The 16468-nt window shown below is 69.2% G+C and carries 20 protein-coding genes; 9 read left to right on the top strand and 11 right to left on the bottom strand.

Annotated features, from left to right (window positions below):
- Positions 1-3 precede the first annotated feature (3 nt).
- Positions 4-933 carry a DMT family transporter gene (locus AWB92_RS25450; protein ID WP_085190618.1) on the bottom strand — a complete coding sequence of 310 codons (930 nt, stop codon included), beginning with the start codon at positions 931-933 and terminating at the stop codon, positions 4-6.
- A gap of 65 nt (positions 934-998) precedes the next feature.
- Between AWB92_RS25450 and AWB92_RS25445 the strand changes: the two genes are divergently transcribed.
- From AWB92_RS25445 to AWB92_RS25430, 4 genes are all read left to right on the top strand, one after another.
- A complete protein-coding gene (locus AWB92_RS25445) occupies positions 999-1610 on the top strand; it encodes a CGNR zinc finger domain-containing protein (protein ID WP_085190616.1) in 612 nt (203 codons plus the stop codon).
- Positions 1611-1752: 142 nt separating this feature from the next.
- The gene (locus AWB92_RS25440) at positions 1753-2541 is read left to right on the top strand and encodes an SDR family NAD(P)-dependent oxidoreductase (RefSeq protein ID WP_068108210.1); all 789 of its coding nucleotides are present in this window, start codon (positions 1753-1755) and stop codon (positions 2539-2541) included.
- Between the two features lie 17 nt (positions 2542-2558).
- A complete protein-coding gene (locus AWB92_RS25435; RefSeq protein WP_085190614.1) occupies positions 2559-3482 on the top strand; it encodes a catalase family peroxidase in 924 nt (307 codons plus the stop codon).
- A 36-nt stretch (positions 3483-3518) separates the two neighbouring features.
- Positions 3519-4289, top strand: coding sequence for a sulfite exporter TauE/SafE family protein (locus AWB92_RS25430; protein WP_068129694.1), 771 nt, complete (start codon positions 3519-3521; stop codon positions 4287-4289).
- Here the strand turns inward: AWB92_RS25430 and AWB92_RS25425 are convergent.
- Positions 4276-5361 (bottom strand): glutamate--cysteine ligase, encoded by a 1086-nt coding sequence (locus AWB92_RS25425; RefSeq protein ID WP_085190612.1) that lies wholly within the window; start codon positions 5359-5361, stop codon positions 4276-4278. The genes AWB92_RS25430 and AWB92_RS25425 overlap by 14 nt on opposite strands.
- A gap of 34 nt (positions 5362-5395) precedes the next feature.
- A complete protein-coding gene (locus tag AWB92_RS25420; protein WP_085190610.1) occupies positions 5396-5833 on the bottom strand; it encodes an anti-sigma factor antagonist in 438 nt (145 codons plus the stop codon).
- Positions 5834-5979: 146 nt separating this feature from the next.
- On the opposite strand from AWB92_RS25420, the gene AWB92_RS25415 reads away from it, so the two are divergent.
- Positions 5980-6600: a TetR/AcrR family transcriptional regulator gene (locus AWB92_RS25415; protein WP_085190608.1), complete on the top strand. Its 621-nt coding sequence runs from the start codon at positions 5980-5982 to the stop codon at positions 6598-6600.
- A 153-nt stretch (positions 6601-6753) separates the two neighbouring features.
- On the opposite strand, the gene AWB92_RS25410 is transcribed toward AWB92_RS25415, so the two are convergent.
- Both AWB92_RS25410 and AWB92_RS25405 read right to left on the bottom strand, forming a co-directional pair.
- Positions 6754-7413, bottom strand: a complete 660-nt coding sequence (locus tag AWB92_RS25410; protein ID WP_068101702.1) for a DedA family protein — start codon at positions 7411-7413, stop codon at positions 6754-6756.
- Positions 7410-8240 (bottom strand): SGNH/GDSL hydrolase family protein, encoded by an 831-nt coding sequence (locus tag AWB92_RS25405; protein ID WP_241523576.1) that lies wholly within the window; start codon positions 8238-8240, stop codon positions 7410-7412. Before AWB92_RS25405 ends, AWB92_RS25410 begins: the two co-directional genes overlap by 4 nt.
- Positions 8241-8361: 121 nt before the next feature.
- On the opposite strand from AWB92_RS25405, the gene AWB92_RS25400 reads away from it, so the two are divergent.
- Positions 8362-9423 carry a permease gene (locus tag AWB92_RS25400; protein WP_241523575.1) on the top strand — a complete coding sequence of 354 codons (1062 nt, stop codon included), beginning with the start codon at positions 8362-8364 and terminating at the stop codon, positions 9421-9423.
- A 26-nt stretch (positions 9424-9449) separates the two neighbouring features.
- The gene (locus AWB92_RS25395) at positions 9450-10250 is read left to right on the top strand and encodes an IclR family transcriptional regulator (RefSeq protein ID WP_085190602.1); all 801 of its coding nucleotides are present in this window, start codon (positions 9450-9452) and stop codon (positions 10248-10250) included.
- A gap of 7 nt (positions 10251-10257) precedes the next feature.
- On the opposite strand, the gene AWB92_RS25390 is transcribed toward AWB92_RS25395, so the two are convergent.
- The 6 genes from AWB92_RS25390 to AWB92_RS25365 all read right to left on the bottom strand — a co-directional run bounded on the left by AWB92_RS25390 (position 10258) and on the right by AWB92_RS25365 (position 14727).
- The gene (locus tag AWB92_RS25390; protein ID WP_085190681.1) at positions 10258-11097 is read right to left on the bottom strand and encodes a polysaccharide deacetylase family protein; all 840 of its coding nucleotides are present in this window, start codon (positions 11095-11097) and stop codon (positions 10258-10260) included.
- 64 nt (positions 11098-11161) lie between these two features.
- Positions 11162-11890, bottom strand: a complete 729-nt coding sequence (locus tag AWB92_RS25385; protein ID WP_085190600.1) for a class II aldolase/adducin family protein — start codon at positions 11888-11890, stop codon at positions 11162-11164.
- Positions 11887-12681 (bottom strand): 3-(cis-5,6-dihydroxycyclohexa-1,3-dien-1-yl)propanoate dehydrogenase, encoded by a 795-nt coding sequence (gene hcaB / locus AWB92_RS25380; RefSeq protein ID WP_085190598.1) that lies wholly within the window; start codon positions 12679-12681, stop codon positions 11887-11889. The genes AWB92_RS25385 and hcaB overlap by 4 nt, the downstream gene beginning before the upstream one ends.
- A complete protein-coding gene (locus AWB92_RS25375; RefSeq protein WP_085190596.1) occupies positions 12678-12905 on the bottom strand; it encodes a dihydrodiol dehydrogenase in 228 nt (75 codons plus the stop codon). The genes hcaB and AWB92_RS25375 overlap by 4 nt, the downstream gene beginning before the upstream one ends.
- Entirely contained in the window at positions 12902-13438 is a 537-nt protein-coding gene (locus AWB92_RS25370; protein ID WP_085190594.1) for a 3-phenylpropionate/cinnamic acid dioxygenase subunit beta, read from the bottom strand. The genes AWB92_RS25375 and AWB92_RS25370 overlap by 4 nt, the downstream gene beginning before the upstream one ends.
- Complete coding sequence (locus AWB92_RS25365) at positions 13435-14727, bottom strand: aromatic ring-hydroxylating dioxygenase subunit alpha (protein ID WP_085190592.1); 1293 nt, start codon at positions 14725-14727, stop codon at positions 13435-13437. The genes AWB92_RS25370 and AWB92_RS25365 overlap by 4 nt, the downstream gene beginning before the upstream one ends.
- 301 nt (positions 14728-15028) lie before the next feature.
- On the opposite strand from AWB92_RS25365, the gene AWB92_RS25360 reads away from it, so the two are divergent.
- Together AWB92_RS25360 and AWB92_RS25355 are read left to right on the top strand one after the other, a co-directional pair.
- Positions 15029-15967, top strand: a complete 939-nt coding sequence (locus AWB92_RS25360; protein WP_085190590.1) for a Rieske 2Fe-2S domain-containing protein — start codon at positions 15029-15031, stop codon at positions 15965-15967.
- Positions 15964-16449 (top strand): hemerythrin domain-containing protein, encoded by a 486-nt coding sequence (locus AWB92_RS25355; RefSeq protein ID WP_085190588.1) that lies wholly within the window; start codon positions 15964-15966, stop codon positions 16447-16449. The genes AWB92_RS25360 and AWB92_RS25355 overlap by 4 nt, the downstream gene beginning before the upstream one ends.
- Positions 16450-16468: the final 19 nt, after the last annotated feature.

Below are 16468 nucleotides of genomic sequence, written 5' to 3'. Positions count from 1 at the left end.
AAGTCAATCTGTTCCACTCAGTGATACGCGGTCGCGCTCCCGCACGCCGCGGCGGGCCGCGGGTTCAGATTTACGCGAGCTGGCGAGGTAGCCGGCGGCAAGCACCAACGCACAACCGCCGAGCTGCAGCGCCGAGGGACGCTCGCCCAGCACAACGGCGCCCAGCGCGACGGCGCCCACCGGAGTCAGCAGGAGCAGCGCAGAGCTGACGGTGCTGGGGACGCGGGCCGAGAAGAAAGCCACGAACAGCCAGCCGAGCAACTGGCCGGTGACGGCGACCAGGATCAACCATCCGACGGCGTGCCAGCCGGGCCACAGCTCCAAGCCGTGCCACCAGGGCCCGACGGCGACCGCCAGTACCGCCGACGTCGCCAGCACGACCGCGTACGTCTGCATGGCTTGGCCGGCCTGCCCACCGCGTCGCAGCAGAAACAGGAATCCCGAATAGCACAGCGCGGCGCCGATCGCGTGCGCGGTGCCCAGCGCGGGGTTGCTGCCCGAGATTCCGTGTTCCAGCATCCCGCCGGCGAGCGCGACGCCGACCAAGAGCGCGGGCAGCGCCAGCAGGAACCGGGCCGAGACCCTCTCCCGGTCGACAAGCCAGCTCAACAGCGGAACGACGGCGACCTGGGTGTTGACCAGGACGGTCGACAGGCCCGCCCCCACCTCCGGAGTGGCCTGCGTCCACAGCAACATGTCACCGGCGAACAAGGCGCCGCAGCAGGCGGCCGACAGCAGGCCGCGTCGCGACAGAGCGCGGCCCCGTCGCGACTCCGGGATGGCGAGCACGACGACCACCGGCAGCACGAGCAGGCAGCGCGCGGCCGTCGCGGTCGCCGGAGTTGTCGCGGCCAGTTTCAGGAAGACGGCCGAGGCGGACACGCACAGGGCGCCGACGGCCAATCCGACTCTGTCTGCAGGTGTGCGCTTCATGTCGATGCGAGTACCCGGCGATCTAATGGTTAAATCGATATTTAGGAATTAGGCGGTGATGACTGATGGTGCGCTCGGAGGCGGCCGGACTCGACTTGCGTGGGGGTCATCCCGCGGTCGACCTGGTCAACACGGTGGCGTGGCGGGGCGACCCGGAGCGTAGTACGGAATACCTGGCGGACTATCTCGACCTGGTGGCGTGGGCGCGCCACGCCGGGGTGCTGTCGCCCGGTGAGGTGCGCGAGCTCGCCCAGTGGGCCGACTCGCACCGCGATGCCGCCGGGAAAGCGTTGCGTCAGACCGTCCGGCTCAGAGAGGCGCTGTATCGCATCTGGACGGGGTGCGAGTCGACCCGCGATGCCGACACGATCGCCGGCGCATACCGATCCGCGCTACGGGCCCAACGCCTCACGATCGACGGCGACGTCGTGGGGTGGCACGAGATGGCGCTGGACGCGCAAACGCCGCTGCATCGGCTGGCCGCCGAATCGGTGACGCTGTTGACCGCCATCCCGCTGTCGCGCATCAAGCGATGCGGCGACTCGGCGTGCGGCTGGCTGTTCCTCGACACCAGTCACCGGCAGAACCGCCGGTGGTGCAGCACCGCCGACTGCGGCAACCGCGCCCGGGTCCGACGGTTCTACGAGCGCGCCCGGGACGGCCGGCCCGATCGCTAATTCAGTGTGAACCGAGGGCTTTGCGTGTGCGCACAGGGCGGGAATTTGGCCGGTCCGCCGCCCCGGGCTCACCCGCGACGCCGTGGGCCCACACGCGGCGCCGTCGGCGCACACCGGGCGCCGGTGTGCCACTATCACTGCCATGGTCAACGCCGATCGCGCCCGGTCCCGCACCTTCGTCGTGACGGGGGCGGCGTCCGGCATCGGATTGGCCACCGCGCGGCGCCTGCTCGCCGAGGGCGGCACCGTCGTCGGCGCCGACGTGGCGGCCCCACCCGACCTGGGTGCCGAATTCCACTTCGTCACCGCTGACATCACCGACGAGGACGCCATCGCCGCGGTGCTCGCCGCCGTCCCCGACCGCCTCGACGGCGTGTTCCATGCCGCGGGCGTCGCCGGCGGCGGGCCGGTGCACCTGCTCGACCGCAAGGAATGGGAGCGGGTGATCGGCATCAACCTGACCGGCACGTTCTTGGTGGCCAAGGCGGCCCTGGCGAAGATGATCGAGCAACCCCGCGTCGACGGGGAGCGGGGCTCGATCGTCACCGTCGCCAGCATCGAGGGGCTGGAGGGCACGGCCGGCGGCAGCTCCTACAACGCGGCCAAGGGCGGCGTCGTCCTGCTCACCAAAAACATCGCGCTCGACTACGGGCCCAGCGGCATCCGCGCCAACGCCATCTGCCCCGGCTTCATCGAAACCCCCATGGCCCAAGGCGTTTTCGGGCTGCCGGGGATGGAGGGTCCGCTGGCCTCGATCACCGAGGAGCACGCCCTGCAACGGTTCGGCCAGCCCGAGGAGGTCGCGGCGATGGCGGCGTTCCTGCTGTCGCCCGACGCCTCGTTCGTCAGCGGCCAGGCCATCGCCGTCGACGGCGGCTACACCGCCGGTCGCGATCACGGTGTCGTCAAACTCTTCGGCTTGCCTGACTAGCGCCTTAAGATTCGCGCATGGTCACTCCCGACGAGGCGATCGTGGCGATTCGAGGCACCGGCGGCGCGCAGCCGGGCTACCGGGCACTGCACGCCAAAGGCACGCTGTACCGCGGCACGTTCACCGCGACCCCCGATGCGGCGGGCCTTTCGCGCGCCAAGCACCTCGACGGCTCGACGGTGCCCGCGCTGATCCGCTTCTCCAACGGATCGGGCAACCCGTCCCAGCGCGACGGCGCTCCCGGGGTGCGGGGGCTCGCGGTGAAGTTCACGCTGCCCGACGGGTCCACCACCGACGTCTCGACGCAGACCGCCCGCCTGTTCGTCTCCAGCACGCCGGACGGATTCGTCGATCTGCTCAAGGCCATGCGGCCCAGCCCGACGACTCCGCTGCGCATGGCCAAGTACTTTCTGACCCATCCCCGGCTGTTCGGCGCGCTGCCCGTGCTGCGCGACGCCAACAAGGTCCCGACCAGCTACGCCACCATCGAATACCACGGCCTGCACGCCTTCCGCTGGGTCGCCGCCGACGGGAGCGCCAGATTCGTTCGCTACCACTGGGTTCCGGCCACCGAGTCCAAGGCGCCGGCCCCCCAAAGTGACGGACCGGACTTTCTCACCGACGAACTGAACGCGCGCCTGGCAACCGGTCCCGTCCGGTTCGACTTCCGCGTCCAGATCGCCGGACCGGACGACTCGACGGTCGACCCGTCGGCGGCCTGGCAGAGCACCCAGATCGTCACCGTCGGCACGCTGCAGATCGACGGCCTGGACACGCAGCGCGAACACGGCGGCGACATCGTTGTGTTCGACCCGATGCGCGTCACCGACGGCATCGAACCCTCCGACGATCCGGTGCTGCACTTCCGCAGCATCGCGTATTCGGCATCGGTCAAGCTGCGCACCGGCGTGGACCGCGGGCCCGAAGCGCCGCCCGTCTAAGGCCGACTAAACTTCGCGGGAGTGCTGCTCTCCCATATGGTTTTGATCGTCGTGGCCGGGTTCGCCGCCGGCGCCATCAACGCCCTCGTCGGATCGGGCACCCTGGTCACCTTCCCGACGCTCGTCGCCCTCGGCTATCCGCCCGTCACCGCCACCATGTCGAACGCGGTCGGCCTGGTGGCGGGCAGCGTATCGGGCACCTGGGGCTATCGCGCCGAGCTGGCCGGGCAGTGGGATCGGCTGCGCTGGCAGCTGCCGGCGTCGCTGGCCGGTGCGGTGCTGGGCGCCTTCCTGCTGCTGCACCTGCCCCCGACGGTGTTCGCCCGGGTCGTTCCGGTGCTGTTGGTGCTGGCACTGGTGCTGGTGGTGATCGGGCCGAAGCTGCAGACGTGGGCGGCCCAGCGCGCGGAAGAGGCGGGGCGTTCGCCCGAGCACATCACGCCGGCACGCAAGGCCTTACTGGTGTTCGGGACGTTCGCCGTCGCGGTCTACGGTGGCTACTTCACCGCCGCGCAGGGCATCCTGCTGGTCGGTGTCATGGGCGCGCTGCTGCCCGAATCGGTGCAGCGCATGAACGCCGCCAAGAATTTGCTGACCCTGGTGGTGAACGTCGTTGCGGCGGTGAGCTATTCGCTGGTGGCGTTCGGTCGGATCAGCTGGCCGGTCGCCGGGTTGATCGCGGCGGGCTCGCTGGTCGGGGGACTGGTCGGGGCGCGCTACGGGCGCCGGCTGTCGCCGACGGCGCTGCGCTCGACGATCGTGGTGGTCGGGCTGATCGGCCTGTACCGCCTGCTCACCGTGGGTTGACGACGGCTTCGGCGATGACGTCCATCACGTCGTGGCGCTTCTGCCACGCCCGCAGCTGACGCATCGCCCCGTTGCCCTGCGCGGCGACGCGGTCGAGTTCGGTTGTGACGCGGTCGTATTCACCGAGCGCGTCCAGCGCCGGGCGCACCCGCTGCACCAGTGCGCCCAACATCTGGCGCACCGGCACCGCCCCACTTCCGTGGATCAGGTCGAGCGTGCGTCCCGCGAGCCCGTCGTGCGCGGCCTTCCAGTACGCGGCCCGCAGCGCCGCGGGCGGCAGGCGCTCGTTGCCCCCGCTTCGCTCGTCCAGCGCCGTCATCACCGCGGCCCTGACCAACGTGGCCAGCAGCACCGTCTCGTCGACCGTGGCCGGCACGTCGGCCACCCGGATCTCGACGGTCGGGAAGTTCTCCGACGGGCGCACGTCCCAATAGACCATCTTGTGGTCGAGGATGACCTCGCTGTCGATCAGCATGCGCACCGTGCGGTCGTACTCCTCGGGCGCGGGGAAGAACGGCGGCGGCCCGGCCACCGGCCAGCGCCGCCACAGCACACTGCGCCAGCTCGCGTAACCGCTGTCGGCGCTGCGATACACCCGCGAATTGGCCGACAGCGCCAGCAGCGACGGCAGCCACGGCCGCAGCCAGTTGCTGACCCGGATCGCGGCGGCCCGGTCGGGCACCTCCACATGGACGTGACACCCGCAGATGCCCTGCTCGTGCGCGACCATCCCGTACGCCTCGCCGATACGCCGATACCGGGGTGTGTCGGTGAGAGGAAACTCGTGCGGCGTGCTGGGCGGGAGGCCGGTAGCGAGCAGCTGCACCCCCGCGGCCTCGGCTGCCTCGGCGGCGGCGCGGCGCAGCCGGGTGAGCTGCTCGCCCAGTTCCGCGCTGGTCGCCGTGACGCTGGAGTTGGTCTCGACCTGGCAGCTGCTCAGTTCCAGTTGCAGGGTCGCGCCCCGCCGCTCGGCTTCTTCGGCCACCGCGGCGTTGCGGGGGGCCGGTTCACCGGTATGCGGGTCGACGAGGAGGAATTCCTCCTCCGCACCGAAGGTGGGAAGCCCGCTCATTCAGCCGATTATCGGCCGATTGACTCGGGGCGGCTTACCAGCGAGCGGTCGACGCGAGCGCGGTGTCCGCGGTCGGGTAAACCGGCAGCAGGCGGCCCAACCCGCAGGCGTCGACGATGCGGGCGACGAACGGTTCGCAACTCACCAGGCGCAATTCGGTGCCGCGCTCTCGACACCGTTGCGCCTGCTCGGCCAGCACCCCGAACGCGCAGCAGCCCATGAATTCGAGGCCACTGACGTCGATGACGAGGGGACCGGGCGGGATGACGATGCTGGCGGCCTCGCTGACCAGGCGGCGCCAGGTGTGCTCGTTGCAGGCGTCGACCTCGCCGCCGGCGTTGATGATCACCGCCGCGCCGTTGCGGTCAGTGGTCGCCCGCAGCGTGCTGCGCGGGTCACCCAGCTCGTGGACCAGGCGCGTGCTGAGGGTTGGGTGTGGAGTCGATATCGATTCCGCAGTAATCGGGCTCATGAGGGACTCCCTAATCTACCGACGCCGGGCGCCGGGATGGATGCCCGTCCTTCTGTCTGAAGACAGACGCTGCGCGAAGCTCATTTGTATAACGAGACAGGGCGGTCTGTCTACATTAGCCTGTTAAGAGTATGGTAAGGCCCGGTATGACAAGCGACGATGTCACTCCTGTCATCAGCTCGGCCCGCGAACGCATCCTGACCGCGGCGTATGAGCTGTTCAGCCGGCGTGGGATCCGCGCCGTGGGCACCGACGAGGTGATCGTGCGGGCCGGCGTGGCCAGGGCGACCCTCTACCGCCACTTTCCGACCAAGGACGCGCTGGTGCTGGCGGTGCTGCAGCGCCGCGAGGAGGTCTGGACGCACGGCCTGATTGAGCAGCAATCCCACCAGCGGGGCAACACCCCCGAGGAACAGCTGCTCGCGATCTTCGACGTGCTGCACGACTGGTTCCAGTCGCGCGACGGCTACGAGGGCTGTTCGTTCATCAACGTGCTCCTGGAATTGGGCGTCGACCATCCCGCCGGCCAGGCCTGCATCGCCCACATCGACCACGTCCGCGACATCGTGCGCCGCCGCGCCGTCGCGGCCGGGCTGACCGACGTCGAGGAGTTCGCGTCGTCCTGGCACATCCTGATGAAGGGCGCGATGATCCTCGCGGTGGTGGGGGACCTGGACGCCGCCCAGCGCGCCCGCAAGATGGGCCTCTCGCTCATCGAGGAGCACCGCCCGGTCGAGCCGATCGACATCGGCGAGGCGGTGGGTTAAGCGGCGTTGGCTCAGGGCCTTGAGTGTGAATCCTGGGCTTTCAGCGTGAGCTGATGGCGGGATCCGGGCGACTTTCCCACCCTGGACGCACGCGCAAAGCCATGGATTCACGCTAAACGGCCACGGAGCAGAGCGCGCGCTCGTCCGCCCGGGTTAAGCCGCGTCGGTGGCTTCGGCTTTGCGGTGGTGCTCTTCTTCCAGCTCGGCGATCATCCGCGACGTGCGTTCGCGCAGCAGGATCGCGGCGGTGATGCCGCACACGACGGCGACCACCAGCCCGATCCAGGAGAACCGCTCCAGCCAACGTTCGGCGGCCATTCCGGCGAAGTACACGAGCGCGGTGGTGCCGCCCGCCCAGCAGATGCCGCCGGAGACGTTGGCCGCCAGGAAGCGCGGGTACGGCATCTTGAGCGCGCCGGCGAGCGGCCCGGCAAAGATCCGCAGCAGGGCGATGAAGCGGCCGAAGAACACCGCGCGGACGCCCCATCGGTTGAACAGCTTTTCGGCGAGCGCGACGTGCCCCGGGCCGAAGTGTTTGGGGAACCGCCGGCCGAGCCGGTCAAAGAGCGGCAGCCCGTACCGGCGCCCAACCGAATAGCCGATCGAGTCGCCGACCACCGCGCCGATCACCGCGGCGGCGCCGACGCCGACGGGATTGACCGCCAGGTCGTGGTGCGACGACATCAGCGCCGCGCTCACCAGCACGATCTCACCCGGAAGGGGAACGCCCAGGCTCTCCACCCCGACCACACCGCCGACTACCAGATAGACGAGCAGCGGTGGAATCGACTGCAGCAAAGCCTCCACATTCATGGGTCAAGGATGCCTGACTGACGGACAAACCGCGCCGCACTTGGTGCGGTGACCGGTTCCAGGCGCGGGCGCTTGGGCACCCGCCCGTCGGCCGAGGACTTGCCGCGCATGCGCCGCCACACCCACGGCATGAACTTCTCCTGCGTCCAGCGCAGCTGCCCGTAGGTTCGGGTCCGGAACGGCAGCCGCGTGGGGCTGCCGCTCGCCTCGGCCCAATCATGGTTGCTGCCGGGCAGATTCAGGGCCTCGGCCGCCGCGGCGGCAAACAGGATGTGGCCCTTGGTGGACGCGTGCACGCGGTCGACGTCCCAGGTGTCCAGGTCGCGCATCGAGGGCGCGTCGTAGAGGTCGACCAGCCGGAAGCCGTATTGGTCGGCGGCGGCCCGGATCGCGTCGTTGATGCGGGCGAGCCGCCCGGAGACGAGCCGGCCGAGCGGGAGGAACTGCGCGACGTTGGGGAAGGTGGTGGTCACCACCGTCGCCCCGGATTCGGCGAGCGCGGCGTGCATGTGATCGAGGTTGGCCAGCGCCCGGCCGAACGAGTTTCCCGGCTGGATGACGTCGTTCATCCCGACGCACACGGTGATCAGGTCCGGCCGCATGGCGAGCGCCGGCGGGAGCTGCTCGTGCAGCACGTCGGCCACCAGCTTGCCGCGAATCGCCAGGTTGGCGTAGTGCAGGCCGGGGTAGTGCGAATCGATCATTGCGGCGAGCCGGTCGGCGAACCCGAGGAAGCCGACGGTGTCGTTACCGTCCCACAGGCCCTCGGTCTGGCTGTCCCCGATGGCGACGTATCGGCTGTATCCGGTCTCGGTAGCCCCGTACACGATGCCGAGACTAACCGGTAAGTCCGTTTTCGGCGGCCATCGCGTGGCGTGGCGCGGGCGATCCCTCGGGCCCGTCGGCCCCGGTGGGCGCTTCCAGAGGTTGTCCGTTAGCGTCATGCGCGTGGCGCTGCCATTGAGTGTCAATGCAATTCGCTCGCCTGGCCGCGCGGGTGTGGCGATAGGCGCCGTCGCCACGGCAGCGGTGTTCGTGACGGGGCTGCTGTGGGCCAAGTGGACGCCGTATGCGACGAAAGCGCTGAGGGCCCAGCGAACCCATCACTGGCCGGGATCGAACATCCTCACCGTGGGCGGCGTGCACAGTGGCGACGCCCCGACCTGGCATGCCGCCACGACGTTCTTCCACGCCTACGTCCTGTCCATTTGGCAGGCGCTGGTGGTGGCGCTGCTGATCAGCGCGTCAGTTCAGGCGTTCATACCGCGCTCCTGGTTGCCCCGCGTGCTGAACCGGCGCCGCCTGGTCTCCAGCGCGGTGGCCGGCGGCCTTGCCGGCATGCCGTCGATGATGTGCACGTGCTGCGCCGCCCCGGTCGCCGTCACCTTGCGGCGCAACGGGGTCAGCCCGGTCGCCGCGATCGCGTATTGGTTGGGAAACCCCGTGCTGAATCCGGCGGTGCTGGCCTTCCTGGTGTTCGTCGCGCCGTGGCAGTGGGCGCTGACCAGGCTGGTGGTCGGGATTGCCGCGGTGGTCGGCGTCGCGACTGTCGTCGGCCTGATGACGCGGTCGCGTCGGGTTTCACCGCCCGAGACGCCCGCGCCGCAGCCTTGGGCGCCCGCCCGAAGCTTCGCGGGAGCCCTGCTGCGCTTGTGCCTGGTCCTGCTGCCCGAGTACGCGGTCCTGGTGCTTGCACTGGGTGCGTTCCGCGGCTGGCTGCTGTCCCTGAGCCGCCTGCAGCAGGGCGGCCTGCTGGTCGTGGTGCTGGCGGCGGTCGTCGGCACGCTCATCGTGATCCCGACGGCGGGCGAGATCCCGATCCTGCAGGGCCTGGCGCTGTTCGGCGTCTCGTCGGGAACCCTCGGCGCGCTGTTGATCACCCTTCCGGCCGTCAGCGTCCCGGGTGCGGTGATGGTTGCCCGCAGCTTCGGCTGGCGGGCCGTCGCGACGGCGGCGGTCGTAATGATCGCGGCCGGCCTGCTGGGCGCGGCATTCCTGACCCTGATCTGAATCGCGTCCCGAGTACCGTCACTGCCATGAGCAGCAGGCAACGGACGGGAAGCGAGCCGTCCGCCGAACCGCTTGCGCCGCAGTACCCGATCGAGTCGGTCGACAACGCGCTGAAGCTGCTGCTGTTGCTGGGGGAGCGGCCCGAGATCCGGCTGAGCGAGGCCACCCGATACCTGGGTGTCGCGCCGTCGACCGCGCACCGGCTGCTGGCGATGCTGGCCTACCGCGGCTTCGTGCGCCAAGACCCGGTGTCCAAGGCGTACCTGCCGGGTCCCTCGCTCACCGGCGTCGCGTTCGCGGTCTTCGGCCGGCTCGACATCCAGCGGTCCGCCGCGCCCATCATGCGTGCGCTGAGCGAGCAACTGCGCGAATCGATTCACGTCGGGATGCTTGACGGCGCCGACGTCCACTTCGTTGCCGCGATCGAGGGTCCGGCGGCGGTCCGGGTGGCGTCCCGGCTGGGGCGCACCATGCCGGCACACTGCACCTCGACCGGCAAGGTGATGCTCGCCCAGCTGCCCGAACACGAACTGCGCCAATTATTTCCGAATGAAGAGCTGGAACGGGTCACCTCGCATTCGATCGGCAGCCGCACCGAGCTGGAGGCCGAGCTGTCGCGGATCCGCGAGCGGGGCTACGCCATCAACCGCGAGGAGAGCGAGGACGGTGTCGCCTCGGTCGCGGTGCCGATCCCGACGCGGGCGCCGGGCGTGCGGCTCGCGCTCAACGCCGCAGCGCCGCAGGACCGGCTCGACGGCGACCGCTACCCATCGGTGGTGGCCGCGCTTGTCAAGGCGGCCAAGGAGATTGGCGATCAGATCGGCTGAGGCTGATTTAGCCGGTGAAATGCGCTGTGCGGTGCGGGATTTCGGGCTTCAGGAAGACGTCGTTGAGCGTCACGGTGCGCAGCCTGCGGGCCCGGATGATGTCCACCAGCTGCTTGTAAACGTGGGTGATCGGCGCGTGGTTGAGGTGACCGATCACGATGTTCTGCCGGGTGAAGGACAGGTCGGCCAACTTCACGATCTGGTCTTCGGACAGCAGCGCCGAATCCCGCAGGTCCCCGGACCACAGCGTGGGCACCTGGTAGCCCAGATCGGCGGCCACCGCGTCCACCACGGCGTTGTGGTGACCGTAGGGCGGCCGGAAGTACGGGGTGGCATCCACGCCGTACGTGCTGCGCAGGAACTGATCGGTGCGACCGAGCTCGTCGGCCACCTGGTTCGGCGTGAGTTTCGTCAGGTCCGGATGCGACCAGGTGTGGTTGGCCAGCTGGATCTGCCCGGATTCGACGAGCGGGCGAAGCACTGCGGCGTTGTCGGACCACGACCGATAGGAGCCGGTGACGAAATAGGTGAGCCGCACGCCGGTGTCCCTGGCGAATTCGGTATAGAGCCGGACCACATCGGTGTCGACGCCGTCGTCGACCGTCCAGGCCAGCAGGTCACCGTCGCCGGGAAGCTTGGTCAGCACCGCGCCGCCGGGCAGCGCGACTCGCGCTGCCCGGTCGGGGGGCGACAGCAGCGGCGGCAGGGCCGGGGCGGCGGGGGTCGGCGCGGGCCCGGGGACCTCGGCGCGTGCCACCGTCTCCTTGGGCCCGGCGTCCGAGCACCACGAGATCCCGGTGACCGCCACCGTCGCGGCCACCGCGACCAGGAAGCGCCTCCGGTCCAGTTCGCTCACGTCGGCCAGGTTAAGCCCGCCGCCGCCGCGATCCGGGCAGGGCGCGCGCCCGATATCAACCTGTGACTTCGCCCAACCGCGCGATCTCGTGTCGCCAGGCCGCGTCGGTGTGCAAGCCCGGGCCCAGGTCCGGGAGGTCGTCCCAGTCGGTGTCGTCGATGTCGCGCAACGTGCCACCGGCCGCGCGCACTCGCAACGCCATCCGCGCCAGGGAGTCGAGGCTGATCGCCTGCAGCACCGCCTGTTGAATTGTGTTGGCGGCGCTCGTGATCCCGTGGCCGCGCAGGATCACCACCGGCCGACCGCGCATCGCCTCGACCATTTCCTTGCTCAGCTTGGAGTTTCGGATCAGCACCGCGCGCTCGTAGACCGGCACGCCGCCGCGTGCCAGCCACGCGCCGGGGATGTCGAACGCGCCGTAGACCGGCCTCAGCGCGATATCGGCGAGGTCGGCGGCGACGACGGCGGGCGGGTGCAGGTGCGCGACGGCCCGGTGCCCGGGATCGGCGCGCATGGTTTCGACATGGATGGGCAGCTCGTTGGGCACCCGGTAGCCGTCGAGTTCGCCTGCGGCGCCTGCGGTTCCGTCGAATTTGACGAGCCGGATGTCGCTGGGGCGGGTGAACGCCACCCCGGTGTCGGTGTCGCTGCGGCAGCGCACGAGCAGGCGTTCGTCGTCGACGCGCAGGCTCAGGTGTCCGAGGATGCCGTCGACCAAGCCGCGCGCCGCCGCGACGCGGCAGCCCTGCGCCACTAGCTCGCGCTGCTCGTCAAGGCGCGTCATCGCGGTGCGCCCAAACCGAATCCGCCGTCGGGATGGACGGTTTCGCCGGTGACGCCGCGGGAGCGGTCCGACGCCAGGAACACGAAGCTCCAGGCGTGGTCCCCGCCTGTGAGCGCGACGCCGAGCGGGCTGCGCGCCGCCACATCGCGCGCCCGGTCGGGGTTGTCGTCGAGCCGCACGCCGTCGAGCCCCAGGCTGGCGAGGCCGCGCAGGTCGGTGTTCAGCGTGCCACCCGGCGCCACCCCGTTGACCCGAATCTGCGGTGCCAGTTCGTGAGCCAGCGTGGCCACCAGCCCGCGAACGGCGAACTTCGACGACACGTACAGCGCGCCGCCCCGCCCGGGATAGTAGGCGGACGTCGATTCGGTCAACACGATCGACGACCCGCTCGCGGCCCGTAGCGCGGGCAGCGCCGCCTTGACCGACTGCAGGTGGCTCAACACGTTGGTGCGAAACATCTCGTCGAACGCGCCCGACAGATCACCCGCGTCGATGTCGCCGATGCTCCGGTAGAAATCGAAGATTCCGACGCAGTTGACCAGCGTGTCCAGCCCGCCGAATTCGTCCGCCGCCGCGGCGACGGCGCGCTCGTTGGCCTCGCGGGTGACGGCATCGCCCTCCACCACCGGCACGTCGGGCGACTCCCGCCGCAACCGCTCGCACTTGTCGGAATCCCGTTCCAGCACCACGACTTTGGCGCCCTCGGCGCGAAACGCGTCGACCACGGCCCTGCCGATCCCCGAGCCGGCGCCCACCACCAGCGCCCGCTTGCCCTCGAGCCAGTCCGTCACGGCTGGTCCGGTTCGTCGGGCAGCAGCGGGCCATCGGGATTGCCGACCATGGCCGTCAGCGTACGGGTGTTCTGCCGGGTCAGCGCCTCGATCTCGAGCGCGTCGAGGGAGATCGAGCGTCCGGTCTTGGGCGCGCTGATCAGCAACCGCGACCCGTTGCGGGTGTCGATCCGCTGGATCACCACCTCGGTGAACTCGTTGGCTATTGTGATGGCTTCGCTCACAGGAACACCGCCAGGTTCTGCATCCGCAACACCGACTCGTCGACAAAGATGGTGCGGCGGGCCAGCTTCCAGCGATCGCCGCACCAACGCAGCAGGTCCTCGCGCCCGCACGACACCAGCGCGCTCTCGTTGACGTCGCCCCGGCTGCGGAAGAGCAGCTCGGCCGACTCGACGACGAGGTGTGTGTCGTCGTCGGCATACGTGCGCACGTTGGTGATGAAGTGACGCAACCGCGACGGCGGGTCCTCGGTCCAGGCGTGCTCGGTGGCGAAGCGAGCCGCCCGCTGGCTCAGGGAGTACTTGTCCTCGTCGAAGTGCGCCATGCCGGGTTTGGGAAAAGGTGAGGTGTTGAACCCGGCGCCGCGCGCCGTCGTCACCCGGACCGGCATGACGTAGCGGACGTCGTCGGTCAGCGTGTCCAGCCACGCGTCGTAGCGCTGGGCGTCCAGCAGGTAGGCCTCGTCGACCAGGAACTGATGCGCCTGGTGGTGCCGAAGGTCGCTAAAAGGCAGGCAGGGTAACGGCTTTCTCATTGCAGGTAATCCGCCCACAGCTTGAGCAATTCGCGCTGGTTGTGCTCGTTGTAGCCGACCTGAGCGCGCCCGGGCCCGTGGAAGGCGTCGGCGGGCAGGGCCGCAACGACGGGACTGTCGTCGCCGAGCAGTCCCATCCGGCTGTTCAGCAGCAGCCGCCGCGCCATCGAGCCGCCCGCGGTGGTGGTCAGCGACACCCAGTTCTCCACGTCGTCCTGCTCGAACATGCCCGTCGACCCGAAGCACATCAAATAGGCCTTGTAGGAGTCCTTCTTGAACTGTTCGGGTGCGGCGGAGTCCACCGCGAACCAGGAACACACCTCGGTTTCGTTCTCGCTGATCGGCTGCCACAGCCGGATCGAGATGAAGGGCAAGACTTCTTCTTTCTGGTCCTCCGGACCAGAGCGCACTTTCGGCCAGTTGTGCACGAAGCTGAGGTTGGGAAAGCAGGTCGCCGCCGAGATCATGAAGCCGTCCTCGCCGACCACCTGCTGCTGCCGCGGCGTCCAGGCCCGCTTGATGCGGCCGATCATCTCGTCCGGGTAGCCGACGTAGCGCATCCGTGCGCCGAAGTCACCCGGCGGGAGCTTGTAGGTGGTCCCGCCGCCGCGGTGCGCCCAATACGTCGCTCCGTCCTTGCGCTTCTGCGCTTTTGGCTCGCGGAACAGGCCGATGTCGACGATCGACGCGTGCGTGTGCGGCGTGTGGTACATGTCGCCGGCGAAGTTCTCGGCGCCGATCTTCCAGTTCGCCTTGATGCGCCAGCGCTGCGGCCCCCGCACCTCAAGGCCGGCCGGGCTCTGCTTGGTGTAGAAGTCCAGGTAGAACCGGAAGTCGCCGAGGAAATCCTCCAGCGGTTCGGCCGCCGGGTCCATGCTGATGAACATCAACCCGTTGTAGCTCGCGAAATTCGGTGCGGGGAGCAGGCTTTGGCCGTCCCGCGCGAGCCCGTCGTCGCCGCCGTAGGCCTCGCGGTGGAACGGCAGCCCGATCAGCCGGCCGTCGTTGCGATACGACCAGCCGTGGTACGGGCAGCGGAAGTTGGAGGCGTTGCCCAGCTCCGCGCGGCACACCTGCATCCCGCGGTGCCGGCACATGTTGAACATCGCGCGGATGCTGCCGGCCGAATTGGCGATGATGAACGAGTCGTCGAGAACCCGGCGCACCACGTAGTCGCCGTCGTGCGGGACTTCCGATTCGTGGCCCACGAACGTCCACGCCCGGCCGAAGAGGCGTTCCTTTTCCAACGCGAACAGCTCGGCGTCGTTGTAGACGTGGGCGGGGATCATTCCCCGTCGGACATTGTCGAAAACGCACTGAAGGTCGGTCACGCGATCCTCTGTTATTCAGAAATCATTTCTGCTAAATAGAATCCCCCACTCCCAAGTGCTGGTCAATCCCCACGGCCAGGGACCTCGGAGCATCCTTTTGGCTAACTCACAGGTGTTGGACAACCGCGGACCACGGCGGCGCGGTTACCGTGGTCACCGTGAGCTTACCGATGGTGTGAGCGCGAAGTAATGCTGCGGTAATCGCCGATTTTGCGGCCGTTATCGCCGTGCGATTTTTCACCTGAGGAAGGGCGGTGTCATGGTTGAACGGTCCCGGGGGGCCGGCGGCCGGCGGCGGGAACTCGGACCGCGAGTGCTGTCAGCTATCGGACGTCAGGAGTGGCTGGATCGGCCGAGCTACCGGTTCGAGCACCTCCTCAGCTTCGGCTACAACGCGCTGGGCGGGGCACGCGACAACGTCACCAACGCGCTGCACGGCGTCTGGCTCGGGCACCCCGTTCATCCGCCGCTGGCGTCGCTGACGAGCGGGGCGCTCGGCACCACCGTGGCGCTGGACGCGCTGAGCCTGCTGCCCGGCCAGCGGCCCAGCGAGGTTCGCGACGCATCCCGGTTCGCCTCCCGCGCGCTGGGGGTGGGAATCCTGGCGAGCATCGGGTCGGCGATCACCGGCACGACCGACTGGCAGCACACCCACGAGGAGGACCGCCGGGTCGGGCTGGTGCACGGTTTGGTGAACCTCGCCGCCACAGCGCTTTACGCCCAATCGTGGTGGGACCGCCGCCGTGGGCGCCATGGCCGCGGCATCGCGCTGACCGCCCTCGGCTACGCGATCACCCTCGGCGGCAGCTACCTCGGCGGGTCGCTGGTGTTCGAGTCCGGCATCGGCATCGACCGGTCGGGGGAGCGGTTGCGCGCGACGGAGTGGACGCCGGTGCTGCCGGTGAGCTCGCTAAACGGGAAGCCGGTGCGCGTCGAGGTCGACGGCGTGGGATTGGTTGTGTGCCAAACGAAGCCGGGCGAGGTGTCGGCGTTCGGGGAGTTCTGCCCGCACCTGGCCGCGCCGATGGCCGATGGCTGGGTCGATCGCGGGCGGGTGGTCTGCCCCTGGCACGGTTCGTGGTTCGCGGCCGAATCCGGCGAGGTGTTGCGCGGCCCGGCGGCGGCGCCGCTGCCGTGTTACGAGGCCAGGTTGGCCGACGGAATGGTTGAGGTGCGTGCCGAGGAGGTAGCGAAGTGAACGCGTACGACGTTTTGAAGGAGCACCACGTCGTGATCAAGGGCCTCGGCCGCAAGGTCAGCGAGGCGCCGGTGAATAGCGAAGAGCGCCATGATCTTTTCGACGAGATGCTGATCGAGCTCGATATTCACTTCCGCATCGAGGACGACCTGTACTACCCGGCGCTCAAGGATGCCAGCAAGCTGATCGCGGTCGCGCACGCCGAGCACCGACAGGTGGTCGACCAGCTTTCCGTGCTGCTCAAGACGCCGCAGAGCGCGCCCGGCTACGAAGACGAGTGGAACTCCTTCAAGACGGTGCTGGAAGCGCACGCCGACGAGGAGGAGCGCGACCTGATTCCCGCCCCGCCCGAGGTGAAGATCACCGACGCCGAACTCGAGGAGCTGGGCAACCAGATGGCCGAGAAGATGGAGCAGTACCGAGGCTCTGCGCTGCACCGGCTGCGCACCAAGGGCCGCGCGGCGCTGGTTCGCGCCCTCTAGGCGCAGGATCGGGAGTAGC

This window comes from Mycobacterium sp. IEC1808, from assembly GCF_002101935.1.
Classification (GTDB): Bacteria; Actinomycetota; Actinomycetes; order Mycobacteriales; family Mycobacteriaceae; genus Mycobacterium.
Note: the sequence above shows the minus strand (reverse complement) of the source record. Positions and strands in the feature narration are given on the sequence as shown.

Excerpts from the sequence above, each read along its gene's own strand:
- AWB92_RS25410 (WP_068101702.1), bottom strand. The coding sequence starts at position 7,413 with ATGAATGTGGAGGCTTTGCTGCAGTCGATTCCACCGCTGCTCGTCTAT.
- AWB92_RS25370 (WP_085190594.1), bottom strand. The coding sequence starts at position 13,438 with ATGAGAAAGCCGTTACCCTGCCTGCCTTTTAGCGACCTTCGGCACCAC.
- AWB92_RS25425 (WP_085190612.1), bottom strand. The coding sequence starts at position 5,361 with ATGAGCGGGCTTCCCACCTTCGGTGCGGAGGAGGAATTCCTCCTCGTC.
- AWB92_RS25445 (WP_085190616.1), top strand. The coding sequence starts at position 999 with ATGGTGCGCTCGGAGGCGGCCGGACTCGACTTGCGTGGGGGTCATCCC.
- AWB92_RS25385 (WP_085190600.1), bottom strand. The coding sequence starts at position 11,890 with ATGACGCGCCTTGACGAGCAGCGCGAGCTAGTGGCGCAGGGCTGCCGC.
- AWB92_RS25440 (WP_068108210.1), top strand. The coding sequence starts at position 1,753 with ATGGTCAACGCCGATCGCGCCCGGTCCCGCACCTTCGTCGTGACGGGG.
- AWB92_RS25450 (WP_085190618.1), bottom strand. The coding sequence starts at position 933 with ATGAAGCGCACACCTGCAGACAGAGTCGGATTGGCCGTCGGCGCCCTG.
- AWB92_RS25365 (WP_085190592.1), bottom strand. The coding sequence starts at position 14,727 with ATGATCCCCGCCCACGTCTACAACGACGCCGAGCTGTTCGCGTTGGAA.
- AWB92_RS25420 (WP_085190610.1), bottom strand. The coding sequence starts at position 5,833 with ATGAGCCCGATTACTGCGGAATCGATATCGACTCCACACCCAACCCTC.
- AWB92_RS25360 (WP_085190590.1), top strand. The coding sequence starts at position 15,029 with ATGGTTGAACGGTCCCGGGGGGCCGGCGGCCGGCGGCGGGAACTCGGA.
- AWB92_RS25430 (WP_068129694.1), top strand. The coding sequence starts at position 3,519 with ATGGTTTTGATCGTCGTGGCCGGGTTCGCCGCCGGCGCCATCAACGCC.
- AWB92_RS25395 (WP_085190602.1), top strand. The coding sequence starts at position 9,450 with ATGAGCAGCAGGCAACGGACGGGAAGCGAGCCGTCCGCCGAACCGCTT.
- AWB92_RS25435 (WP_085190614.1), top strand. The coding sequence starts at position 2,559 with ATGGTCACTCCCGACGAGGCGATCGTGGCGATTCGAGGCACCGGCGGC.
- AWB92_RS25415 (WP_085190608.1), top strand. The coding sequence starts at position 5,980 with ATGACAAGCGACGATGTCACTCCTGTCATCAGCTCGGCCCGCGAACGC.